The organism is Dyadobacter sp. CY356 (assembly GCF_021440195.1).
GTDB lineage: Bacteria > Bacteroidota > Bacteroidia > Cytophagales > Spirosomataceae > Dyadobacter.
Window position 1 is genome coordinate 288,260 of sequence record NZ_JAJTSZ010000006.1, and the last position, 24,670, is coordinate 312,929.

The following is a 24,670-nucleotide window of genomic DNA, read 5'->3' on the forward strand; positions in this document are numbered from 1 at the left end:
TTTTGTTTTGAACCTTAAATTATAATTACAGAGAAGAACCAACAAGCTTTACGATACTTCCAAGTGAATTACTTGAAGCGGTAGCTGCCAGTTTTCCTGCCAGTCCCTTTTTATCCAGGCTGCCAACAGCTTTGGTTGCTTCTCCCAAAACGCCGCTTAGTTGACTTTGTGTCCCGGAGCCCAGTATAGAAGATCCTGCTTTGACCAAACCAAGACTGCTCGTAATACTTGATGCATTTCCAAGCAAGCCGGATTCTCCTTTTCCTAACAAACTGCTGATTCTGTTGGCGCCAAGAAGCATTTTTACTGCACTTACCGCTTTTCCCAATACACCACTTTGTAATTTTCCACCCGAAGCAAGCGGAATCAATGATTTCAAATCACCTACTTTGCTTAAAAGTTTATCTTTCAAATCTCCGCCCGAACTTTTTGCCTCAGTTTCCAGGGCTGTCGTTCCGGCTGTTAATGCTTCCGCTGTTCCGGCAGTGTCTCCTTTTGCAGAAAGTGTAACCGCTTTGTCCAGCTGCGCTTCGGCTGATAATGTTTGAGCAAATGATGCGGTAACCGTGAAGGCTACTAATAATAAAGTAACTAATGATAAAATGTAATTCTTCATAACTTGTGTTTATTTACGTGATGAACTTGTGACGAAATAATATTGAAAAAGACACTTGATATTGAAAATAAAATCGGTTCAAAACCGGATGACAATCCTAGAAGCCGGATACTTTATTTTCTCATGACAATGCTTGTTATTTCTTCCGGACTTTTTTCAAGAAAAATAGCATACCAGCTACCAGAGTTGGTAAATTTATATCTGGGTGACGCACTTTGGGCATTGATGATTTTTCTGATCACCGGATTCATTTTCAAGTGGATTTCAACCTTGCAAGTGGCAATTTTTGCCGTATCATTTTGTTACCTGATTGAAATAAGCCAGCTATATCACGCAGATTGGATTGACAATATCAGGTATACCAGGCTTGGAGGGCTTATTCTTGGATTTGGTTTTTTGTGGAGTGATATTCTTGCTTATTCTATTGGTGTTGGATTTGGGGTGATATTAGAAAAATTTATATTGAAGCGTTAAATTTTGTCAACGGAAAGTTGTTAGTTGGTCTATAACCGTAATCCACACAATAAATCTCTCGGCTATCACATCGGTCGTGCCGAAGGCACTATTTTGCAAGAAAACATAAAGTGAGATTATAATAATCGCTTTCTCATTTCTTCCAGATGAGCGTCTGTAAAATCCAGATGGGTAACAAAACGAACCAGATTTTTACCAAAAGTCACAGCCAGAATATTGGATTTAGCTAGTTCGCGCACGTAATCAGGAGCGGAAATATTTGCTGATAAACGGATAATAACAATATTGGTATCAACCGGATAAATTTCCTCAACTTCGGATTTATGAACAAAAATATCGCGAATTGATCGCGCGCGGATATGGTCTTCATTCAGCCGATCGAGGTGGTTATCCAGCGCATAGATACCAGCCGCAGCCAAAAAACCAGCCTGTCGCCAGCCGCCACCCATTACTTTCCGAAAGCGTTTTGCTTTTGTAATAACTTCCCTGGTTCCCAGTAAAAGTGATCCAACCGGACAACCAAGTCCTTTGGAAAGACAAATACTGATACTGTCAAAAACCTGTCCATATTGTTTTGGACTTTCACCCGTTTCAATTAAAGCATTAAAAAGTCTTGCACCATCCAGGTGAAAGGCCAGTTCGTGCTTGTCGCAAACTTTGCGAATATCCGTTATTTCTTTAAAATCATAGTAACTTCCTCCCCCTTTATTCATGGTATTTTCTAAGGAAACCATCTTGCTCACAGTCGCGTGTATGTCTCCTTCGGGACTTATCGCGTCCGCAACCTGGGCCGCATTTATTCTACCTCTGTCGCCGTCGAGCAATTTTACAGATGAGAAAGAATTCAGCATAATCCCTCCGCCTTCATACAAATAAATATGAGAAAGCTTATCACAGATCACATCACTTCCCGGCTGCGTATGCGCACGAATGGCCAGCTGATTTGTCATCGTTCCTGACGCACAAAACAAAGCGGCTTCCATTCCAAACAAGGCCGCAGCTTTATCCTGCAATGCATTAACGGTCGGGTCATCTCCCATCACATCATCTCCCACCGGAGCCGACCACATGGCTTCCTGCATTTCTTTGGTTGGACGGGTAACGGTATCACTGCGAAGTTCTATAATCATTTTGAATGTTCTGGAAATCTAATTGTCAATCAAATTACAATCCGGTAAAACCGGATTTGGTTTCAAGGAATTTGCTGAATATATGAAATCAATTCCGAAAATAATTTCAGTTTGGAATAGAAATCTTTCTAAAATTTTCAACAAAAACTTAATCTTTTTATTTAAATATTATTTCTAAAATTCAGTCTATTAAAACGAATTAATTAAATCCCGGAGTCTGATCAGCATTCTCCAAACTCTTACAGAACTCCTGGCAAGTGACAAATTCCGCATCCAGTTTTTTCAGGTTTTGAATTAATTTATCAAGTTTATCAGCTAAAATCTTTCCATCAGGACTTTTCACATAGCGAGGCATTTTAAATGCCCCGATTTCTGCAAATTCCCAGGGATGGAAATACAACATCAGGTTTTTTCTTTTTCGTAAAGTTCTCCGGCACAAAGCTGTGTACAAGCTAATCGGCAAATTTTTGAATGCAAGCCAAAATAGTGGAAAACGCAAGACAGGTGTTGTGGAACATGGCAATTCCAGCAATCCGTTTTCAAGGTATGGAAGCGGACTTTTATGTAATAAGTTGTAGCGACCGGGTATGTAAGTCGGGTTGATCGAGGAATCGTATACGAAACCCCACCCCGCTAAAACTTTGTAATTAAAAGGTCTTAAACGTGGCATTCTGAATCCGGTAACTTTTTCACCCGTGATATTTTCCAGAATACTTTTTGATTCCAGAATATCTGTTTCCTTAAATTGATGAAAAGATGAATGATATAAGGCGTGCGACGCTATCTCATGTTTTAAGGAAATAGTCTTAATTAATTCGGGATTGAGCCGGGCATAATTTCCGGTTGTAAAAAAAGTTGCCCGGAGGTTATATTTATTCAGTAAGGCCATCAGCCGCTCAGTTCCGATTTTTGTAACATTCATCTGATCTGTATGCGATACCTTTTGGCCATATTCCTCAGCAATATCAAACTCTTCCAGATCAAAAGTCAGCATAACAAAATTCTTGCTCATGCCTTAAAAAAGATTATAATCCTGAACAAATAATCAGCGCTCATTAGCAAAACAATCATACTGAATTTCTTAAACATAATACTCCGTGGCCCAACGTCCTGATCTTTATGACAACGATTTTGATTATCGACAAAAGTATTTGTTTTTGATTATAAATCATCCGCCGTAAATTTCTTCTAACCAAATATTAATCACCATGGCCTTATGTTGAAGTTTTGGATAGAGCCTTCGGGCGGCGTAATATTTGTAGGAAATCAGCAATGCTGCAAGTGCTACAAAAGATGCAGTGCATTGAAACATAAACTGTTTTACTATGAAAGACAATTTCTCAAACCATTCAAAAGAATACTCCGTCTTCCGTCCTACATATCCGGATGAAGCAATTGAATTTATCTTAAATCTTGTTAACAATAGAGGTTCTGTTTGGGATTGCGGAACAGGAAACGGACAACTGGCGGGTAAACTTTCTCCATTTTTTCAGGAGGTTTTTGCAACTGATATCAGTGAAAATCAGATTAGGAATGCTGTAAAAAAGGATAATATTGTCTACGAAGTTGTAGGTGCCGAAAATGTAACCTTCAAAGAAAATTCTTTCGATCTTATCACAGTAGCCCAGGCCATTCACTGGTTTGATTTTGACAAATTTTATGAAAAAGTCGTCCAGACTTTAAAGGCTGATGGAATCATCTCGGTGATAGGATATAATTTAATGACGATCGACGAAGAGTCTGATAAGATCATTCGCCATTTATATGCTGACATTTTGGGCGACAAATATTGGGATAAAGAACGCAAATATCTGGATGAGCAATATAAAACGATTCCTTTCCCATTTCAGGAAGTTTCGACTCCTGCATTTTCACAAAAAGTAAACTGGAATCTGGATGAGCTGATTGGTTATTTAAATACCTGGTCGGCAGTTCAGCATTTTATAAAAGCAAACGGAACAAATCCGGTGGATGATGTCAGAATGGCGTTTGAAGAGATTTGGGGTAAAGAGAAACAAAAGGAGGTAACATTTCCGACATTATTAAGAATTGGAAAATTAAAATAGGAGAATAGCAATAAGAATCCTCCCAGATTACAGTTTTGAAACTATTATTTATACTTTTCCTTGTTGGCATAGTTTTTTAATTCACTATACGTATCAGTGATAAACCTTAAAGAATAAATGTTATGAAAACGATCCTTTCAGTAGTAAGTGCCGCTATAATCTTATCAGCTTGTAACGGTAATCCTAATAATGGAAATTCCAGCAGAGAAGCGGAGCTGCTCAGGACGAAGCAAATGACTGTTGACTCAATGCAGGCTGTCATAGCAAAACAGGCTGTGATTGATTCTATGAAAAATGTTGCAGCAGAAAATGAGAAAAAAAATAAGATTGAAGAAGATAACAACCAGGCGGTTTCCAATAGTAATGTAGCGCAAGAGACGGCACCAAAAAAGAAAAAATGGAATAATGCTGCAAAAGGGGCTGCCATTGGTGCAGGTACTGGTGCTATCGCTGGTGCAATTATAGGTAAAGGAGATCGCGCAAAAGGAGCTTTGGTTGGCAGTATTGTTGGTGGTGGTGTGGGCGTTGGAACAGGACTTGTAGCTGACGGTGTTAAAAAGAAAAAAAACAGAGCAAATTAATGGCAGATACTGCTGATTGTTTAGTCTGATTTATGCTGATTGTTTAGTCTGATTTATATAGGATATTTTATAATAAAATGGCCTCTTAACTTTATGGTTAGGAGGCCGTTTTATGTTAAATACATTTCAAATCCCCGGGGCGAATCCCCGGGCTAAATTATGACGCCCTTTCAGGGCTAAGTTTTATTTTAGTAACCTCGCATTTCCTCCATTAGTTTTTGGAGGATTCCTACGGTTTTTTCGGTTTGTTCTCTGCTTGGTGTTGTATCCCAATTCCCCAGGATTCCATTGCCTCCGATGTAAATACCGTCTTTTCGGGAAATGAAACTTGCACCTTGAGTGTATAATTTATAATTGGCGTCGCTTTGTGGAATGAGGCATGAAAGTTGTCCGGAAATTGGTGTTAATTCCTGGTCGTTGAAAACAGGTTTTGCTCCTAATCCCATACAATTGACTACAACACGTTCCGGCAACGCATCAATATCTTCCGGTTTTTTAATTTCCTGGATTTTAACTTTTCCACCAAACATCAGAAAATCATTCAGGTGATGTCTCAGGTATGACGGGATATTGAACATCAGATTCGATCTTCTGGAAACAAAGTCGGCCTTAAACGGATGTTCTTTTGATGTTAATCTAACGCGTTCCGGCAACAGCCCGTGTATTTCAAATTCTTCTCCACCAGCACCAGGTGCATATACCGGCTCTTTGTCAAAAACACTATATTCTTCTGCCCAGCAAGCGATGTCATCCATTCCCAACAGAAACTGAAAGCGACGGAATGAAAAACGGGTTGCATCTTCCCAGATGGTTTTGAATTCAGGTTTTGCCACATTTACATCACAAACCCGGGAAGCCGGCGACCAGGTTCCGGTAGCCAGATTACTCGTAATATTCGGAGGTACGTCTTTCGTATAAATCGTTACTTCACAGCCGCTTTCCTGTAACAAACGCGCTGTGGCAATTCCTACCGCGCCGCATCCAAGCAAGGCCACTTTCTTCTCATTTGTCGCTAAAACCAATTTTCTGGCAATATTCCCGGTACCCCACGAAAGCGACCAGCCACTTCCACCATGCCCATAATTATGAACAATGGTTTTATTCCCTAATTGTTCCGCCTCAATCCGCGGGCCGGAAGCCCGAAAAGGCCGTAAACCGACGGTTTCTTTTACAATCCGGTCCATCGATAAACGTAGCTTTGGAATCTGGTGATAGCCTTTGCTGATATGATAGTGCTTATCAGGATATTGGATTTGCGTTTTCGGAGCGCAGGAAGCGGCAACGGTACCCAGAGCAAAACTTGCAGGAACTGCTTTTTGAAAAAAATTTCGACGATTCATTTGAAAAGGAGTAATGGACATATTTCAACGAAAATTAGTCAACCCACCACTCGATTACAAATTTAATATGGTATCAATTCAAATAATCAAAATTATATATCCCAAATATAGCAATCAATACAACTTTAAATAAGTTAAATGCCAATTTTAAATAATCGTACAAATCTATTCCCTGGATAAAGATGGCGGTGCATCCATAGGCGAATTGCCCCAGTTATCATTCGGTTTCATACCCATTTCTAAAACCAGATTACCACCGTTTGTCAAATCGTCGTGCGACAAATAAGTTTTAGTATAAGTTTTTCCGTTTAATTTGGCTGATTGTATGTAAATAGCTTCATCTGAAACACCATTTGCTTTGATCTTAAATTTCTTCCCGTGGGCAAATTCAAGGGATGTTTCTTCGAATACCGGTGTCCCTAATACATAAAAAGGTGTCCCCGGTGTTACGGGATATAAACCGGCCATACTAAAAACCAGCCATGCAGACATTTGTCCGCCGTCTTCGTTTCCACTCAATCCGCCTGGTGTGATGTCGTATTCTTCTCTGATAATATTTCTAACCCTTTTTTGAGTTTTCCACGGCTGCCCTGCATAAGCGTACAAATATGGAATTTGATGGTTCGGTTCGTTTCCATGCCAGTAATATCCCTGGTCAAATAATGTATCCAGTTTATTAATAAATGATTTTTCACCACCAACCGCTTTTTTCAAGCCAGCAATATCCTGTGGCGCAAACCAGGTATACTGGGCGGGCGAACCTTCCGTAATAAAACTTGAACGTTTAGCAAAAGGATCGAAATCTTTTATCCAGCTTCCATCCGCATAACGCCCCCGCGCATAACCTGTCACCGGATCAATCACATTCCGGTAGTTCATCGCACGTTTCCTGAGTATGGCGGCGTCTTCTGTATGACCCAGTTCTTCTGCCAAAATAAAAAGGCAAAAATCATCATAGGCATATTCCAATGTCCTTGAAACCTGTTCCCGTTTGTGAAAAGCCTGCCAGACAGAATCTTCCAGTGGTACATAGTTGTATTTCAAATAAGATGTCAGTGCTCGCCTCCCCTTTCCGGCTTCATAACTTTTCGGATCCGCATTGGTATCAAAAGCATTTTTTCTCAACAATTTATAACCCGATTCAATATCGAAATTTCTTACATTTTTAACATAAGCATCGGCCATCACTGACATGACGTGATCACCGATCATGGCCGCCGTGTAACTATTCCAGCAGGGGAAAATTGGCATCCAGCCTCCCTGCTCACCCTTTTTCACCAGCGACTGCATCATATCGCCGGATTTTTTTGGTTCAAGAAGTGCGTGTAAAGGCATCGCAGCCCGGAAAGTATCCCACATGCTGTAATCACAATAATAATCGAAACCATCCGCTTTCTGCAACGGCGTTCCACCGGCAAAAGATGGGTACTGACCGTCTACATCAGAGTATAACCGCGGAGAAAGTTTTGACCTGTAAAGCGCACTGTAAAAAAGCGTTTTATCTTTTTCGCTTCCTTTCACCTTTATTTTTCCCAGGGCATCATTCCATTCGTTTTCTGTTGATTTTCTTACGGCATCAAAACTTTTGCCCAACTGTTCTTTTTTCAAATTATTCCGCGCCCCTTCCAGACTTGTGAAAGAGGTCCCGATCTGTACGGTCACAGATTTTTGTTTTGTACCAAACCCGACATAAGCACCCAGCTTTTCACGTTTCCCTTTGCCCATTTTTGTCCTTCCCATCGGAACGACCATATCATCTTCCCATACACCGAATTGTGTAAAAGGTGTATCAAATTTCAAAATAAAATAACCGCTGAAACCCGCAGACTGACCAGAACCCTGATAAATCCGGTGAACAGGATTATAGCCAACGATCTCTCCCCGTTCCGGAAATATTTCAACAAAACCTTCACCTTCATCACTATTTGGCTCAACTACAATGAAGTTTTCCTTTCCTTCTGCATAAGAAAAACGAAGCATGGCGGTCCGCGCCAGAGAAGTAACTTCTGCTGTAATTTTATAGTCATCAAGTAATACACTATAATAAGCCGGTGTTGCAATTTCTGTTTCATGACGAAATTTGGAGGCACGTTTTTCAGGATTGACAACCAGTTCTCCCGAAACAGGCATAACGGTGAGCGTACCGTAATCCTGAACGCAGGAACCATTCAGCCAATGCGTTCCACGAAATCCCTGAAAATGTGTGTCAGCATAATAATATGGCGCAATACATTTTGTTTCGGTCGATTTTGTTTGCGGCGTCCATTGTGTCATGCCGTAGGGCGTTCCCACAGCTGGCATCGTCTGGCCTTTAAGTTCGCTTCCAGCCTCACTATGTTTTGCCGAACTTTCCGTTGCTGCCGGAGCAGTACCAATACGTGTTTCAACATATTGAACCGGCAATTTTTGCGCGTAGGAAATTTGAAGGATCAGTAATAATCCAAAACTTAAAGAACCTGAAAATTTGCGCAAACGAGAATTAAAAAACATATAAATGGTAAATGTTGAAAATGGAATAACATCCTGGCGCTATCCGGACGAACGTTAATTTTACGAACTTCTGCATTAATAACTAACTTTACCGCCAAAGCTACTGGTAAGACGATCAAATATATTTATGCCCTTATGAATTTACATATTATTGATACAGGTTATTTCAAGCTTGACGGCGGTGCTATGTTTGGTGTAGTTCCAAAAACATTATGGAACAGGCATAATCCGGCAGATGAGAAAAACCTTTGTAACTGGGCCATGCGTTGTTTATTGATTGAAGACGGAGATAAATTGATCCTCGTTGATACCGGACTTGGCGATAAGCAAGATGAAAAATTCTTTGGATTTTATGATTTAAACGGAGATGCAACGTTAATATCTTCCATAAAAAAAGCAGGGTTTTCAACCGAAGATATTACTGATGTGGTCTTAACCCATTTACATTTTGATCATGTCGGCGGAGCTGTCAAATACGATTCAGGTAAATCGCTTTTGTTACCAACATTTCCCAAAGCAACATACTGGTCAAATGAAGCGCATTGGCAATGGGCCACAAATCCGAATCCAAGAGAAAAAGCTTCGTTTTTGAAGGAAAATATTTTACCAATTAAAGAATCAGGGCAGCTTAGATTTATTGAAAAAGGCATTTCACCCTTTTCAAACATAGATTTCATCCACGTGGACGGGCACACTGAACAAATGATGCTGCCCGTTATTTCTTACAAAAACCAAAAGATCATATATGCCGCCGACTTAATTCCTTCTTCCTATCATCTACCGCTTCCTTGGGTGATGAGTTACGATGTGAGGCCATTGATGACAATGGTTGAAAAAGAAGCAGTTTTAAAAAAAGCAGCAGATGAAAAATGCATTCTTCTCTTTGAACACGACCCGATTTATGAAGCGGCGATTGTAGAACAAACTGAAAAAGGAATAAAGATTTTAGAAAGAGGAGATTTAGGGAATTTTATTTAACCATTACACAAAAAAACTCACCTAACTCCGCGCAAAACACCTTGACTCTGCGTTTAAACCAAAAATGAAAAAGACAGCATTAGTTTTATCTGGCGGCGGAGCCCGTGGCATTTCCCATATTGGTGCGATCAAGGCGTTAGAAGAACATGGCCTGAAACCAGATATTATCAGCGGGACCAGCGCAGGTTCTTTTGTAGGAGCATTAATCGCTTACGGATATACGGCTGACGAAATTTTCGAGATAATTCTGAAAACAAGATTCAGTTCGTATCTGAGATTCGGATTCAGTTTCGGTGGATTATTTAAAATAGACAGGGTTGAAGAAATCATCAAAAAATATATTCCTGAAAATACCTTTGAAGCCTTAAAAATACCTTTGGTAGTAACCGCAACAGACCTTAACGCCGGACAGGAAATCACGTTCAGAAGCGGGAATCTTGGGAAAGTTGTTTTGGCTTCGTGCTGTCTGCCAGGTGTTTTTAAACCATATAATCTTGAAGGCCGTGATTTAATTGACGGAGCGATTTTCAACAATTTACCTGTTACGCCGATAGAAAAAGAAGCGGATTACATTGTTGGAATACATTGTAACCCGCTTCTTTTCGACAAACCATTTTCGCACATGCACCAAATTACGGTGCGGAGTATCCGAATGGCTATGCGTCATAAAGCCAAAGCAAGCCTCGATCGCTGCGACCTCCTAATTGAAGCTCCTGAATTAAGTACTTTCAACACCTTTGATTTTACAAAAGCGCAGAAATTATTTGATATCGGCTATAAGTATACAAACACCTTGTTAGCCGAAAAGAAAATTTCTTTTTAAATAGTCAGCTTTCAGAAGTTAATAATCGCAAATTACCGGATTGCTGTATTTTTGCCAGAAATTGATTGCCGAACGCCGACAGCCGACAGCTTCCCAACAACCCAATTCCCAACTTTATCTCCCTGTATCCAGCCATTTTCGACCGCGTCCATAAAATGGATTCCGCCGTAAAATCTTGACAAACCCGATTCTTTTGCCGCATCCTTGAAAGATTTGAATTTTCTGGCTTTCAATCCGAAACGCTCTTCAACGGTATCCGTGTAAGCAAAATTATCACCGAAATAATGTGTCAAAATAACCGCAGATGCAGAAGATACCACTGAATGGCCACTTAAATATTCAGGGAATGGAGGTGTCTGTAAGAATGGTTTCCAGTTTGGATCAAGATATTTGCGTATCACGGTTTCCGGACGAATACGATTACTTCTGTATTTTTCGTCCCAGCAGGCCATAAAGCCATCCATCAAACCGATTGATACAGAAGTTGTGATCAACAGCGTTTTTGAAAAATCAGTTTTAGCCTGTTTGCAGGCAATATCTGTGATACCTATCCAGTGCGCGCCGGGAGAGATTTTCTTCATACCCACCAGTAAATGTCCTTTATTTTCCAAAGCAAAAGGATTACAATCCCAGAAAGCGGCAGTAACTTTTGCATCGCCTTCCACTTTAAGCTGATAATTTGCAACCATCAGTTTAAAGAACTCCGAATTTTTATCCTCTGAAAAAGGCACTGGCGGAGCAGGCCTGAATTGCGAAGAAGTATCCAGGGTAAAGGGACGAACGGTTCTGAAATAGGGTTCCACAGGAGGGAAATAACCTGGAGGCGTCGGATACCAGTTCCCGTTTCCTTCCGTTGGCGAATACCGAGGAAAATTACTGATGCGATTATACCGGTCCGCTTTTGCATACTTCAAAATCTGCTTGCTGATACCCAATCCGTATTCTTTTGAACCAGCAATGATTTCGTCGCTAAAACCAAGCGTTTTACATGAATCAAGCAAATGATCCTGAAATTTTTGCAGCATTAAATTGCCTGATGGCTGCATTTTTTTTGCCGTTTCCAACATGGCCATCACGGCACTGAGCTGGTAGGAATAACTTGTAATACCTTCGGGCTTCTTAATTTCCGGAAAATCATTCAAAACACCGTGCATCGTTTTATAGGCAGAGTCGTTTTGAGCAACTACCTCATATCCCGCCAGACAAGCATATGAATAAAAACGAGCTCCAAGCGGTGGATTAGTCACATCGTGCACCATCACGTCTGTCATATGACTCGTAACCTGACCTATTACCGAACCATTAAGTTCTGGTGACTTTTCATTTGCTTTATTGCATCCTGTCAAAAAACCGATGAACAAAATCGGGAGGAGGAATTTAATTTTCATTTTTTATCAATTTTGTATGCTTTAATTTCCTGCTGATTAATCCCGAACAAAAGCATATTGCCCAGAGAAAGTACGCTGCGTACATCACCTTTCAGTGCAAAACCCGATTTACTTTGCGGGATGTATTTGAAATTTCCTTTGCCATCACCTTTTACCAGGGTTCCATAATTCGCATCGTATTTTCCAAAACGTAAACGGGCTCTGCTGCTATTGCCGCAGAAAAGTAAATCTTTTTTACCATCCTGATCATAGTCAACAGAAGTGATCGTATAAACCGGCGACGACTGAACTTCCAGTGGTAATGGCTTTTCCTTCAATTTCCCGGTGGCATTACTTTCAAAATAGCCCGTTTTCAAATAGTTTGAGGTCAAATGAGTTGCATCTTTCAACTCTTCCGGTGTGAAGATATCGGTCACCGTTGCATCAGCATAACTTTTATAATCCTGGTAACGGGTCCGCATAATGCTCATCTGATCAAGCATTTCATCCCGCGTTACGTATGGATAACTTTTCCCCTGAATATAAAACGATAGAATCGGATCCACAGAACCGTTGTCGTCAAAATCTTTATAAACCATCTCCACAGGTTCCGTATCACTGGCTTTGCATTGCGTATTCAGCCCAATATTCCCGACCACAAAATCCGGTTTACCATCACCATTTAAGTCGTCGACCAGGATTTTATTCCACCATCCGCTGTATGCTTTTTCAAAATAATCCAACGTTTTATTCGCCAGTTTACCTCCGCTGTTAATCAATACCGTAATCGGCATCCACTCGCCTACCAACACCAGATCAGGTTTTTTATCGCCGTTCATATCTGTCCAGGCGGCGTCTGTAACCATACCAATCCTTTCCAGTTCCGGAGCTATTTTAGCCGTCTCGTCTGTAAACTGTCCTTTTCCGTTGTTGATCAGCATATAACTTCTTGGCGCCTCCGGATATCTTCCCGGAATTACTCTTCCGCCAACAAAAAGATCCGGTTTCCCATCACCATTAAAATCAACAACGCTCACACAGCTTTTGCTGAAAAGCATTTGTGGCAATGCATCTGTTTTCTTCGAGAAATTTCCTTTTCCATCATTGATATAAAGCCGGTCTTGCAGCAAAACATCTTCGGGCATGAAATTGGCATAACCGCCGCTGGTTACATATAAATCAACAAATCCGTCACCGTTTGCATCAAAAAAAGCTGCATCCGTATCTTCGCTTTGTTTATCTGCCTCAAAAGCCGGAATTGATTTTGGAACAAAAGATCCGTTTGTTTGCTGAATAAATAATCTTCCCGCCTCACCATATCCGCCTCCTATATATACGTCATCCAGCTTATCGCCATTTACATCACCTTTTGTCAAATTTGGATTGGAAAAGGAAATCGCATTCACCATCAGCGGCTGACGTTTGAAATCATTAATTTTATTAGCAGGATTTCTGTAAGCGATGGGAGATTGAACCGGATTAAAAACTGGCTTTTCAGCAGCCGGAATTATTATTTTTCCTTTCGCATTCTTTTCAGATAACGTCAGTAACTGGTCTGCTTTCGGATTCAGGATTTTTTCCTGTTTCCCGCTCAACCAGGTTATTTTTAGAGAATCAATCGCAGTTGAGCCGCCAAGACCGAAATGCAAAACCGGCGACACGCTCGATTGATATCCACGTGTGGGCATTTGTTCCAGATACTGCTGCTGGCCATTCTGATAAATTGAAACTTTTGCTCCTGTTCCCAGTGTATTTTTCTCTTCACCTACAAGTTTCAGTTTCAGGTAGTGATTTTTCAATTGTTTACTTCCTTCATTCTGATAAATAAAAGCAGGAAGATTGATATTATTCACTATCAAATCAAGGTCTCCGTCGTTATCAAGATCTGAATATGCAGCACCTCCGCTGTTTGATACCTGCCCTAATCCCCATTGATCAGCGACATTTCTGAATGTTAAATCTTTATTATTTTGGAAAAGATAATTTTTAATGTTCGATGAAGGAATTTGATTTACCAGTGCCAACACATCTTCCCTGTTCACCTGCACATCTTTTCTTTTCAAATGATCTCCCATGTATTTAAGAAAATCCATGTTGGTATAATCCCGCAGATAACCGTTGGTAATAAATAAATCTTTCCAGCCATCATTATCATAATCAGCAAAAAGAGGCGCCCAACTCCAGTCCGTGTTGGAAACGCCGGACAACTGCCCGATTTCAGAAAACAGCGGTGTGACAGATTTCCCTGCCGAAGGCCCCGTTATTCCTTCATTCAATTGCAGCATGTTCCGCATATACTGATGATGGAAACCCATTTTCACATTAAAATCAAACAACTCATAATTATCGAGACCAACCAGCAGTTTTTGTCTGCGGTTATCTTCCGGTAACATATCCAGGGTAAAAATATCCGGAAAACCATCATTGTTAAAATCCGCAATCTCATTTCCCATCGATGAATGCGAAGTGTGCCCGATACCGGATTCGATCACATCAGTAAATGTTCCGTTTTTGTTATTGATGTATAAAAAATCAGGGACTGAATAGTCGTTTGAAATATACATATCCAGCCAGCCATCCTTATTAACATCCGAAATTCCAATACCCAATCCATAACTTAATGATGAACTTTGAATACCCGCTTTTGTAGTTACATCTTCAAAAACAGGTTCATTTCCGGCTTTCATGTTGTTTCGGTATAACCTCGCACCGGCAGAAGAATTTTGTTTTTTAAGTATTTCAGCTGTGGAAGACTCATCCAAAATAGGCAAGGCCTGCGGGTTATGATTCAACAAAAACATGTCGAGATCACCATCCCGGTCATAATCAAAAAATGCGGCTTGTGTGCTTGTGCTTGTACTGGCCAATCCGTATTGTTCCGCTTTTTCTTCAAATTGTGGAATACCGGATGCATTTACCCCTTTATTAACAAATAACTGATTTTTTAATTTATCCGGAGAAACTGTGCCCGAATAACAGACGTAAATATCCAGTAACCCATCGCCGTTTACATCGGCCATCGTCACACCCGTTTTCCATGGACTTTCGCGGCCGGCAACATTTGCCGCAGTCGTTATGTCCTCAAACTGCATATTACCTTTGTTGAGATACAGTTTGTTTGAAACCATATTCCCGGTAAAGTAGATATCATCCAGCCCATCGCCATTCACATCCCCGACAGCAACTCCTCCGCCATTGTAAAAATACTCATACATCAATACGTTGGTATTTAAACCTTCGGTCAGTGAATTGACAAAATCAACTTTTGTTTTCTCAGCAGGAAGTAAAGTAAAAAGAGGTGTTCCTGAGATTTCGGTTTTGTTTTCTTCTTTTTTCTCTGATTTGTTACAACCAGCGAGGGTAATGATAGCGAATAGGAAGGTGGCTTGTAAAAAGCCATTTTTTAGTTTCATGATTGAAACAGGAAATAGGTGATGATATAGAAAAAAGAAACTATGCCTGCTTTTGGCAGACATAGTTTCCGGTAAAATTAAGCAGTATGACAAATTATTATACTGATTCACTATTTAATGTCAGAATCAAATGATTATTTATCGTAACCAGGATTTTGAACCAACAATTTGTTACGGTTACTTTCATCGCGACCAAACGGGCGGAAGTACATTTTATCCAGCCACTGACGATTTTCATGCTGCGTATCTTCAACAGGAGAATAAGTATAGTTGTATACCGATTCATCACGTTTGTAAGGTTCAACCATTGTTTTGCCAGCTTTGAACTTACCTAACACGTTGATAAACGTTAATTTTCTGCCCAAGGTAGCCGGTGCAATCATCCAACGTCTTGCATCATAATAACGCTGCTCCTCATATGCCATCTCAATTCTTTTTTCCAAACGGTAAGCAGCAGTAAGATCAGCTCCGCTTGCTTTAATTGCCGGCATACCAGCACGGAAACGGATTCTGTTCAACCACAATAAAGCATCTGCTTCGTTACCCGTTTCGATAGCAGCTTCGATGTAATTGAATACTGCTTCTGTATAACGGAAGAATGGCCATGGAATATTCTGACGGTCTGTGTTATCAACCAGGTTTGGATTTGGATCAATGAATTTACGCATGTAATATCCGGTACGGCTACCATTCCAGTCTTCAATTGAACTACTGCGGGTATCTAAACCTTTTCTGTTAATTACACCACCTTTGCCATCTGAAAGATCATAAGTTCCAGTCTGAATCTGATTAGCAGGGTCAACATTACCTGAAATTTTATCACGTGGTTTCCAGGGAGCACCATCGTACATAATACTTGCATAGAAACGCGGATCACGATTTACATATGGATTGGCAGCATGTACCGGGTTAGTCCAGTGGAATGCTGTACCATCCATCATTTGATAATCATCAACAAGCAAACCAATTGGCGTATTACCAGCCCAGTTGTGGTATCCGTTAGGACCGTTGTTCAAACCTGTCTGACGTGCACCTTCACTTTTTCCAGGCGTAAACTGACGGGCAAGGATCAAATCAGATGCTGCCGAAGCGTCAAGCGTTTTGTCTGCACTTCCACCACCCATAGCAAGAGAAATGTAGTTCAATCTGCCTTCTTCTGATGAAACGGGAGCAGTAAGATTTAATTTATAGCCTGCACCGCCATCCACTACTGCTTTTGCAGCAGCAAGAGCAGCTGTCCAGCGTGCCTTACGATCACCACTTACATAACCTAAAAATTCAGGGTTTGCATAAGCAGCTATAACACTTGATTTTGCTTTTGCAGTAGGAATGTCATGCAAATCGCTCGCTGCGTGAAGAAGAACACGCGATTTCAGCGCAAGTGCAGCCATTTTTGTGGCACGTCCTGATTGCAAAGTTTTTCCATCAAGATAAACAGCAGCACTATCAGCGTCTTTTACAATGAATTTAACGCATTCGTCATAAGTATTTCTAGCCGCAGTGTAATCTTCACCAAGACCATAAACTTTCGTAATAAGCGGAACTGAACCGTAAACACGCAAAAGCTGGTTGTAGTAATAAGCACGTAAAAAGTGTGTTTCACCTTTTAAGCGATCTTTCAACACCTGATCGGTAAAGGAAGTACTTGAATACAAGTTTTGAAGTGCCATGTTACATGCACGAATACGTGTATACATTGGGCCCCATTTGTAAGTATCATCTTCCCAACCAAGGTTTGAAGGGCTCAAACTACCTTCGTTGATTGTATTGATGTTTCTTCCTGTATGGGTAAATACGGCTTCATCAGTCAGAGACGCCAACATTTGTTCAGAGAAACCACCTTGCTGAAGACCATTGTAAATCTCAGTAACAAAAGCCTCAGACAATGCACCATCTTTCCAGACAAGCTCCGAACTGATTTCAGTTAACGGGGTCGTATCGAGGAAGTCTGTGTCACAAGATACCAAACCAGCGGTACCAAGCAATCCAAAAAGTACTATATGCTTGTAATTGAATTTCATAATTTAATATTCGTTAGAATGATACGCGAACACCCATGTTAATAATTTTAGACTGAGGATAATATTGTCCGCTTGTGTTTGTGGACTCAGGATCCCAGATTTTAATTTTATCCCATGTAAGGATGTTAAGTGCGTTTGCATAAACACGGAAGCTTCCTACGCCGATTTTCTTTCCAAGGTCCGAAGGCAGGTTCCAGCCAATTTCAATGTTTTTCAAACGCAGGTAATTGTTGCTTTTCAAATAGTACGTGTTAGCACCCGCATTATCAAAGTTTGTATAGTACGTATTGTTACGGTTTGCCAAACGAGGATCTGTTTCACTTGGGTGATCGATTGTCCAACGGTGGTCATAAGCATATTTCAAATAGTTACCAATATCACCTGACTCAGTTTGTCCGATATACTGCAAACCACCTGTTGCTCCCTGGAACAAAAGAGAAATATCAAACGCTTTGTAACTCGCATTGATTGTGGCACCACCTGTGAAAGTAGGACGCTGTGTTTTATCTGAACGAACTTTATCATCCGCACTGATTTTACCGTCACCATTTACATCCTTAAACTTCATATCACCCGGACGAATTGATCCTGTAATTGGGCTGTAATCAAGCGTGTTGTTATCAATAGCAGCCTGATCTTTGAAAACGCCGTCGTACTGATAAGCAAGGAATGCCTGATATTGTCTTCCTGTTGTTGTCTGGTAAGAAGGGATACCAGGAGTTTCATCCCAGAAAGTGATTTTGTTTTTGGCATAACCACCATTCACACCAAAGGAATAGTTAAAATCGCCTGCGCTTCCGTCGTAGCTAACTTTAAATTCATATCCTTTGTTTTTCATTTTTCCCAAGTTCACAGGAGGAAGTTTTCCATCAATACCTGCTGATGAAGGCGTAGAACCTGTCTGCTGAATAAGGATTTTAGAACGAACATTGTAGAAATAATCAAACTCGAAGTTAATTTTTCCTTTTAGCAACGATCCTTCAAAACCTACGTTTGAGTTGTTTGCAACTTCCCATGTAAAGTTATTATTAGCAACACGTGCTTCGTACAATGACTTAACAACATTGTTGTCAAGAATGTAAGAGTTGAAAGACATTGTAGATAAATACTGATACTCAGCCAATGTAGAACTGTTTGGCAAATATGCCTCAGCTCCCATTTGTCCCCATGATGCTCTCAATTTTACGTTATCAAGAAACTTGATATTGTTTTTCCAGAAATCTTCTTCTGACATTCTCCATCCGGCAGAAACACCAGGGAAGAAACCCCAACGACCTGTTTTTGGGAAGATATAAGATGCATCTGCTCTCCACAAGAATTCAGCAAGATACTTTTCTTTGTAGTTATAACCCAAACGTCCGAAGTAACTCAAACGAGCACGTTGGTAAAGATCTGTGTTGTTATAAGTAGTACCATTTACAGTTACAGATCCGGAGTTACCAATATTTTGTTCAAGGTTACCTCCTGCATAAAGCTGATCAGCCACTGGCGAGATAAAATAACGGCGATAAGCGAAGAATCCATCAGCATCAACTTTTTCATGCTGAACACCAGCCATAACGTTGAATGCATGCGCTCCGAAAGCTTTGTCATAATTAACCTGACCAGTCAACAGCACTGACAATTCCTGAGAAGATGTTTCAGTCAGACGGGCATCATTGAATGTTGAACGAATAGAACCTGTCAGCAAAGGAGAAACTCCGTCCGCCTCATATGTTTTTTTATCCCAGTAGTACAACGTCCATGGCTGAGCAAAGTTTTTAACACGACCAAACTTCTTATCAATTGCAGCCGATCCCGTTACTTTCAAACCTGTAACTCCCGGAATAAGCACTTCAACAGACCCGTTGGTTTGAACGTAATCTCTTTTGTCGTGAATATAACCAGTAGTATTGGTTGTGATAAGCGCAGGATTTTGACCGTTTTCAATATCCGGTCCTGGCAAGCCGTTAGGCCAGATTGCAATTTCAGTTGGTTTTCCACGCATCAACATACGGAAAATATCACCCGTATTACCACCATTTGGCTGGTAACGATATTCTTCACGTGCAGCAATACCTAACTTTGCAGTTACATATTTGTTAATCTTTGCATCAAGATTGATACGTAGACTGTATTGTTTGTAACCTGTTGCAGAGTTTTTGTAAATACCGTCCTGATTCAAATAGCCAAGGGAAGTAAGGTACTTCACATTTTCACCACCACCCATTAATTGAAGGTTGTGACGTTGCTGCGGAGACCATGGTTTGATAACTTCTTTGTACCAGTCAGTGTTTGGGTGAAGCAATGGATCTGAACCGTCTTTGAATTTCTGGATATCAGTTGGAGTAAATACAGCATTTACTACATCACCTTTTGTCGTTGTGTAGCTTCCGTTTGTATTGAAACCGGTTAACGCACCATTCCATTCTGCTGTTGGAATGTTGTCATAAATTTGCAGCTCGTTACGGATCGTAGCGTATTCGCCTGCATCTGACATTTTTGGTACGCGTGTTGGGCGAGCCAAACCGAAGTTATAGTCATATGATAATTGAGGCTTGCCTGATTTACCACGTTTTGTAGTAATCAAAATTACCCCGTTACCTGCACGTGATCCGTAAATGGCAGCAGCAGCATCTTTCAAAACAGAAACACTTTCAATATCAGCAGGGTTGATACGATCCAAACCACCACTACGGTTAGGAACACCATCCACAACGATAAGGGCATCACTATTACCCAATGAGTTAGTACCACGGATACGGATAGCAGAACCATCAAAACCCGGCTCACCACTTGACTGAACCGTAGAAACACCAGGAAGACGTCCACCCAATGTATTGGAAAGGTTGGCAGCCGGTGCTTTTTCAAGCTCAGAACCTTTAACGGCAACTACCGAACCGGTCAAAGTTGCTTTTTTAGCAGTACCGTAACCTACAACTACTACTTCGTTAAGTGATTTGATGTCTGTCGCAAGCGTAACATCTAAAACAGATTTGTTGTTAAGGGGAATTTCTTGTGTCAGATAACCGATGAAAGAAAATACCAATACGGCATTTCCACTGGTTGTGCTAACGGTATAATTACCTTCAATATCCGAAACGGATCCCGCTGTGGTTCCTTTCACCACAACACTTACACCCGGCAGACCCTGGCCCTGGTCATCTTTCACTTTACCTTTTACAGTGGACTGAGCGAAGGCTCCAAGTGCCACACCAAAGGCAAGAAAGAGAGAAAGAATATATCGTCCCTTGAAACGACATCTACTTTGAGTATTAATTCCCATAGATTAATTGATAAAATAATAAAATAGTTGGTAAAATCTTTAGACTTAAATCCTAAACGGACGCGCCAATGAGAAGAATCATCCCCCGAAACCTAGTGTCGAAAACACACAATTAGTAGTAAAAAAAAAGTAAATTTTTAGCATTCAATTAGGGTTAAATGTGACAAAAAAAATAACTTCATAACCTTCAAAATAGTAGCACCTCTCAAAATTGAATTTTAAAACTCCTTATCTACATTAATATATTAAATAAGTACAGGAATCTTATTTTTACTCATTTGGATGTACAAAAAGATATTAAATTTATCACAAAAAAAAGCACTCTTTATTTATGAATATGTTTTATAAGAAAATAACAATAATAATCAATTATACTGTTTAGCTTTGGATCAAAATACAAGAGATAACTGCAAAAAAAATACTAGTCCATTTCTATCATCAAATTTGCTGTCTATAAAAAAATCTATGTCTGAAACCGCTGCCCTATTAGATAATTTCTTTTTTTAATATTGATTTTCTTATTACAAATAATTATCCGGTGATTAATTTTTCTTGATTATCTTCGTGCATTCCTCCGTTTATTTATTACCCGGACCATCCGTATTTTTTGATTATATAATGAAATTTAAAAGCATCAGCATACTGGTATTAGTTACCATTTTCACGTACGCATGTAAAAAATCTTCCAGCCCGGAAGAATATAATGCAAAGGCATCAGATCCGAAACTATTCCATGAAACAACCACGCAGCTCACGGATGTAATTATCCATGATATATTCAAACCACCGGTTGCAAGCCGGATTTACAGCTATTCATTTCTGGCTGCTTATGAAGCGCTGGTTCCGGGTTATGCCGAATACCGGTCTCTGGCAGGGCAAATCAATAAATTCACAGCACCACCAAAACCTGAACCTGGCGCCGCATATTGTTTTCCGCTGGCCAGTATTAAGGCATTTACCGTTGTAGGACGTACATTAACGTTTTCTGGTAATTTGTGGGATGATTATGAAAAAGGTCTTTTTAAGAAATATGAAGACATGGGCATTCCGGAAGATGTGTACCAACGGTCGGTTGCGTATGGGGATACGGTTGCGAAACATGTTTTGGCACATGCTTCAAAAGATCATTATAAAGAAATCCGGGGTTTCCGCTATACCGTTACCAACGAACCTGGTACATGGGTACCAACGCCGCCAGCCTATGCCGACGCATGTGAACCTATGTGGAACACCGTGCGGACTTTTGCGCTGGATTCGGTAACACAATTCCGCTGCCCGCCGCCGGCAAAATATGATCTGAATAAAGACAGTCCGTTTATGAAACTGGCTATGGAGGTTTATAACATAGGGAAAAATCTTACTGAGGAACAAAAGGCAACAGCTTATTTTTGGGATGACAATGCTTTTGTAACCAATGTGGTAGGACATGCTATGTTTGCCAATAAAAAGATGACCCCGGCCGGGCACTGGCTGGCTATTATCAAAAACGTCACTACGGACAAAAAGCTGAATCTGATGCAGGTCAATGAGGCTTACACGTTGGGGGCACTTTCTCTTTTTGATGCTTTTGTTTCATGCTGGGATGAAAAATACCGCACAGTCCGTATCCGTCCTGAAACCGTTATTAACAACAACTGGGACCCGAATTGGAGGCCATTTCTGGAAACACCGGCTTTTCCTGAATATGTAAGTGGCCATAGTACAATTTCGGCTGCCTGTGGAACGGTTCTGACCAAACTGATTGGAGAAAATGTTGCTTTCACCGATACTACCGAGAAAAAATACGGACACGGTGTGAGATCATTCAAATCATTTAAAGATGCATACTGGGACGCTTCAATCAGCCGTGTTTATGGCGGAATCCATTACCGTGATGGCGTGGAGGAAGGAACGCATTTGGGAGAGAAAATTGGTGCAAATGTGTTAAATCGGGTGATTACGAGGAAATCAGGAAAAGCGGTTTCAAAGGCAAAATAACTAATCCAAGGTTTTAACCTTGGGTCCGGGAGCATAAGTATCCACTGGCTTTAGCCATTGAGATGATCCTACTTACGAGAAACTAATTATAGGAGCAAGAAATATTTTGGCACATATATCCTATCCGGAAATTCATTACCTAAACTGGAACGAGTTATATATATGAATTTATTGGGCATTGCAGGATATATAATGTCTAATTCCCCCCAACAGAAACTTTTCAGTTTTTTCAGGTATTACAAAAATCTTCTTTTCACCTTTTGAAAATCTTAAATTAATCAAATTCAAATCCCAGGACATGGAGACAGGGCAAAAGGCATTATTATCAGCGTAAAGGATATAACCGTTGTTTTTCTTTTCAAAAAAACGCGAATGTCCTGTTGTGCAAAAGCGGAAAAACATAGCAGGTTGCAGATGAGGATAAAAAATAACTTCATGAAGTATGTGTCGGATATTAAATAGTAATAGTTGTGTCACAGCAATTCAATTTGCTAACTTCAATACTTTTAAAAAAATAAGTCATTGATTTTTTTGTGGAAATAATTCAACCATTTCACACCATATCTTCTGTTCAGAACCGGGGAATCTGAAATTTTACATATCCATTGATCCAATTCTTGTTTTTTATTAGCTTCTGATAATAAAGGACCAGCCAGACCGAAACAAATTGCTGCATGCAATTTTAATTCTTCAACGGAATGGATTATCTCTAATTTTTCAAGCTCTCTAGACTCCGTTGTAAGAGGGGATCACCACGGTCGTTTCTGGAATATTTAGTTAAAGGAGTTAAAGAGTCCCGGTGCTACCCTCAGGACTCTTTAACTAATTATAATAATCATTGATGAATATTATACCTCATTAGACCCAATGGCCAAAAATCAATCGATTTCGTAATACCATAAAAATAAAAGGAGATAAAATAATAAAAATCAACATACACCAATAAACTAAACGGCCGTTTTTACTATTTAAGAACACATCACTTCTATACCTCAAGTATATTTTTAAATACCTTTTATTTCGAATGAAATAAAAATAAATTATACCACAAGATATAGAAAGTATCAAATAACCATCTGTTTTTGAAATGCCAAGATTCCTGCTTTCCGGATTTTTTAAGACATTCAAAACTGTTATAACAAGCAAGGTAAAACAGCACAAGACCAGTGAAAAGATAAAAAAAACCGTTATTACAGGAGTATCTGTTTTATGCTCAGTTTTACGCGAGTAATAACTTAGAATTACATAAAATATTTTATCAAACATAATGTACCGCTAAGGATTCAACAAGTACTGCTGTATAATTCACCTGTTAAATAAACCCAAATCTCTGACGACATATCCAAAAATGAAAGTACCGAAAATAGAGAGGATCCAGAGCACCCAGAAAAATATTTTTATCTTTTTGGTTACTACAAAATGATAATTTTCTGTTAAACCAGTCTCTTTGGATACTTTGTAAATATTAAAAAGTAGGTAATACAATACAGAGCAAACCGTCACAATTAAAAAGAGGCTGGAAATATATTTGTTTTCACTTCCCACACCCGAGCGAGTACCACTTATTTCTTCCCAAACCATTAATAAAATGTACATAAAGCCTATGACTCCGATGCTTACCTGAAGAAGGGCTGTATACCACGCGGGGCTTTTTACCGAGCCATCCAAATTATATTTATGATGCATGGTAAAAAAAGTGTAATAATATATATAAAGAAATTTTATCATTTGGCTCAATGCTCCTGCATAAATTCATACATTTCCAAGGCAAACAGAACGGCACTTCCTATGACTACAACCCCGCCATTTAATCCAGGTATAAAAGGGGCCGCACCGAGAGTTGCCTGGCCTAAATGATCTACTATCAAGCTATACCTTTTGTTGCTGGTCTTAAAACGCTAGCTAATGTTCTGCCATCGTATAATAATCGGATTTATTTACTTGCACGATCCAACCCAAGCCACCTATTTTAGCCTCCATTTTCCATCATTACTGTTACCAAAGCCTCTCCTATTAAACAGTTGCCTCAGCGATTGCAGGAGCTGTCCATTGACGATCGTAAAGCCTATCCGGATAATAGGAACTCCATCAATTGTCCATCTCTGGCCACCCTGGGTGCTGTCTTTCAT

General features: G+C 40.0%; 17 protein-coding genes. 6 read left to right on the forward strand and 11 right to left on the reverse strand.

The window, feature by feature from the left end:
• Positions 1-25 precede the first annotated feature (25 nt).
• Positions 26-616, reverse strand: a complete 591-nt coding sequence (locus LXL81_RS20210; RefSeq protein WP_234648577.1) for a hypothetical protein — start codon at positions 614-616, stop codon at positions 26-28.
• Positions 617-658: 42 nt separating this feature from the next.
• Here LXL81_RS20210 and LXL81_RS20215 point away from each other — a divergent pair, with 42 nt between their 5' ends.
• Positions 659-1,090 (forward strand): DUF2809 domain-containing protein, encoded by a 432-nt coding sequence (locus LXL81_RS20215; protein ID WP_234648578.1) that lies wholly within the window; start codon positions 659-661, stop codon positions 1,088-1,090.
• Positions 1,091-1,206: 116 nt separating this feature from the next.
• Here the strand turns inward: LXL81_RS20215 and LXL81_RS20220 are convergent, their stop codons facing one another.
• From LXL81_RS20220 to LXL81_RS20230, 3 genes are all read right to left on the reverse strand, one after another.
• Positions 1,207-2,220 carry a low specificity L-threonine aldolase gene (locus tag LXL81_RS20220; RefSeq protein WP_234648579.1) on the reverse strand — a complete coding sequence of 338 codons (1,014 nt, stop codon included), beginning with the start codon at positions 2,218-2,220 and terminating at the stop codon, positions 1,207-1,209.
• A gap of 199 nt (positions 2,221-2,419) precedes the next feature.
• Complete coding sequence (locus tag LXL81_RS20225; protein ID WP_234648580.1) at positions 2,420-3,232, reverse strand: polysaccharide deacetylase family protein; 813 nt, start codon at positions 3,230-3,232, stop codon at positions 2,420-2,422.
• A 156-nt stretch (positions 3,233-3,388) separates the two neighbouring features.
• The gene (locus LXL81_RS20230; protein ID WP_234648581.1) at positions 3,389-3,532 is read right to left on the reverse strand and encodes a hypothetical protein; all 144 of its coding nucleotides are present in this window, start codon (positions 3,530-3,532) and stop codon (positions 3,389-3,391) included.
• Between the two features lie 13 nt (positions 3,533-3,545).
• On the opposite strand from LXL81_RS20230, the gene LXL81_RS20235 reads away from it, so the two are divergent.
• Both LXL81_RS20235 and LXL81_RS20240 read left to right on the forward strand, forming a co-directional pair.
• Positions 3,546-4,286, forward strand: coding sequence for a class I SAM-dependent methyltransferase (locus LXL81_RS20235; RefSeq protein WP_234648582.1), 741 nt, complete (start codon positions 3,546-3,548; stop codon positions 4,284-4,286).
• Between the two features lie 122 nt (positions 4,287-4,408).
• On the forward strand, positions 4,409-4,867 hold the full coding sequence (locus LXL81_RS20240; RefSeq protein WP_234648583.1) for a YMGG-like glycine zipper-containing protein: 459 nt from the start codon (positions 4,409-4,411) through the stop codon (positions 4,865-4,867).
• A 188-nt stretch (positions 4,868-5,055) separates the two neighbouring features.
• On the opposite strand, the gene LXL81_RS20245 is transcribed toward LXL81_RS20240, so the two are convergent.
• On the reverse strand, positions 5,056-6,207 hold the full coding sequence (locus LXL81_RS20245; protein ID WP_234648584.1) for an FAD-dependent oxidoreductase: 1,152 nt from the start codon (positions 6,205-6,207) through the stop codon (positions 5,056-5,058).
• 165 nt (positions 6,208-6,372) lie between these two features.
• On the reverse strand, positions 6,373-8,697 hold the full coding sequence (locus LXL81_RS20250; protein ID WP_234648585.1) for a GH92 family glycosyl hydrolase: 2,325 nt from the start codon (positions 8,695-8,697) through the stop codon (positions 6,373-6,375).
• A 135-nt stretch (positions 8,698-8,832) separates the two neighbouring features.
• Here LXL81_RS20250 and LXL81_RS20255 point away from each other — a divergent pair, with 135 nt between their 5' ends.
• Both LXL81_RS20255 and LXL81_RS20260 read left to right on the forward strand, forming a co-directional pair.
• On the forward strand, positions 8,833-9,675 hold the full coding sequence (locus LXL81_RS20255) for an MBL fold metallo-hydrolase (RefSeq protein ID WP_234648586.1): 843 nt from the start codon (positions 8,833-8,835) through the stop codon (positions 9,673-9,675).
• A gap of 64 nt (positions 9,676-9,739) precedes the next feature.
• A complete protein-coding gene (locus LXL81_RS20260) occupies positions 9,740-10,498 on the forward strand; it encodes a patatin-like phospholipase family protein (RefSeq protein WP_234648587.1) in 759 nt (252 codons plus the stop codon).
• Between the two features lie 32 nt (positions 10,499-10,530).
• On the opposite strand, the gene LXL81_RS20265 is transcribed toward LXL81_RS20260, so the two are convergent.
• The 4 genes from LXL81_RS20265 to LXL81_RS20280 all read right to left on the reverse strand — a co-directional run bounded on the left by LXL81_RS20265 (position 10,531) and on the right by LXL81_RS20280 (position 20,564).
• A complete protein-coding gene (locus tag LXL81_RS20265; RefSeq protein ID WP_234648588.1) occupies positions 10,531-11,886 on the reverse strand; it encodes a vanadium-dependent haloperoxidase in 1,356 nt (451 codons plus the stop codon).
• Positions 11,883-15,278, reverse strand: a complete 3,396-nt coding sequence (locus tag LXL81_RS20270) for a VCBS repeat-containing protein (RefSeq protein ID WP_234648589.1) — start codon at positions 15,276-15,278, stop codon at positions 11,883-11,885. The genes LXL81_RS20265 and LXL81_RS20270 overlap by 4 nt, the downstream gene beginning before the upstream one ends.
• A gap of 134 nt (positions 15,279-15,412) precedes the next feature.
• Positions 15,413-17,299 carry a RagB/SusD family nutrient uptake outer membrane protein gene (locus LXL81_RS20275; protein ID WP_234648590.1) on the reverse strand — a complete coding sequence of 629 codons (1,887 nt, stop codon included), beginning with the start codon at positions 17,297-17,299 and terminating at the stop codon, positions 15,413-15,415.
• Between the two features lie 13 nt (positions 17,300-17,312).
• Positions 17,313-20,564 (reverse strand): TonB-dependent receptor, encoded by a 3,252-nt coding sequence (locus LXL81_RS20280; RefSeq protein ID WP_234648591.1) that lies wholly within the window; start codon positions 20,562-20,564, stop codon positions 17,313-17,315.
• 618 nt (positions 20,565-21,182) lie between these two features.
• On the opposite strand from LXL81_RS20280, the gene LXL81_RS20285 reads away from it, so the two are divergent.
• Entirely contained in the window at positions 21,183-22,541 is a 1,359-nt protein-coding gene (locus LXL81_RS20285; RefSeq protein ID WP_234648592.1) for a vanadium-dependent haloperoxidase, read from the forward strand.
• A 1,964-nt stretch (positions 22,542-24,505) separates the two neighbouring features.
• Here LXL81_RS20285 and LXL81_RS20290 read toward each other — a convergent pair.
• Positions 24,506-24,670 (reverse strand): hypothetical protein, encoded by a 165-nt coding sequence (locus tag LXL81_RS20290; protein ID WP_234648593.1) that lies wholly within the window; start codon positions 24,668-24,670, stop codon positions 24,506-24,508.

Coding starts and splice junctions, on each gene's coding strand:
- LXL81_RS20210 (WP_234648577.1), bottom strand. CDS start 616: ATGAAGAATTACATTTTATCATTAGTTACTTTATTATTAGTAGCCTTC.
- LXL81_RS20220 (WP_234648579.1), bottom strand. CDS start 2,220: ATGATTATAGAACTTCGCAGTGATACCGTTACCCGTCCAACCAAAGAA.
- LXL81_RS20225 (WP_234648580.1), bottom strand. CDS start 3,232: ATGAGCAAGAATTTTGTTATGCTGACTTTTGATCTGGAAGAGTTTGAT.
- LXL81_RS20230 (WP_234648581.1), bottom strand. CDS start 3,532: ATGTTTCAATGCACTGCATCTTTTGTAGCACTTGCAGCATTGCTGATT.
- LXL81_RS20235 (WP_234648582.1), top strand. CDS start 3,546: ATGAAAGACAATTTCTCAAACCATTCAAAAGAATACTCCGTCTTCCGT.
- LXL81_RS20240 (WP_234648583.1), top strand. CDS start 4,409: ATGAAAACGATCCTTTCAGTAGTAAGTGCCGCTATAATCTTATCAGCT.
- LXL81_RS20245 (WP_234648584.1), bottom strand. CDS start 6,207: ATGAATCGTCGAAATTTTTTTCAAAAAGCAGTTCCTGCAAGTTTTGCT.
- LXL81_RS20250 (WP_234648585.1), bottom strand. CDS start 8,697: ATGTTTTTTAATTCTCGTTTGCGCAAATTTTCAGGTTCTTTAAGTTTT.
- LXL81_RS20255 (WP_234648586.1), top strand. CDS start 8,833: ATGAATTTACATATTATTGATACAGGTTATTTCAAGCTTGACGGCGGT.
- LXL81_RS20260 (WP_234648587.1), top strand. CDS start 9,740: ATGAAAAAGACAGCATTAGTTTTATCTGGCGGCGGAGCCCGTGGCATT.
- LXL81_RS20265 (WP_234648588.1), bottom strand. CDS start 11,886: ATGAAAATTAAATTCCTCCTCCCGATTTTGTTCATCGGTTTTTTGACA.
- LXL81_RS20270 (WP_234648589.1), bottom strand. CDS start 15,278: ATGAAACTAAAAAATGGCTTTTTACAAGCCACCTTCCTATTCGCTATC.
- LXL81_RS20275 (WP_234648590.1), bottom strand. CDS start 17,299: ATGAAATTCAATTACAAGCATATAGTACTTTTTGGATTGCTTGGTACC.
- LXL81_RS20280 (WP_234648591.1), bottom strand. CDS start 20,564: ATGGGAATTAATACTCAAAGTAGATGTCGTTTCAAGGGACGATATATT.
- LXL81_RS20285 (WP_234648592.1), top strand. CDS start 21,183: ATGAAATTTAAAAGCATCAGCATACTGGTATTAGTTACCATTTTCACG.
- LXL81_RS20290 (WP_234648593.1), bottom strand. CDS start 24,670: ATGAAAGACAGCACCCAGGGTGGCCAGAGATGGACAATTGATGGAGTT.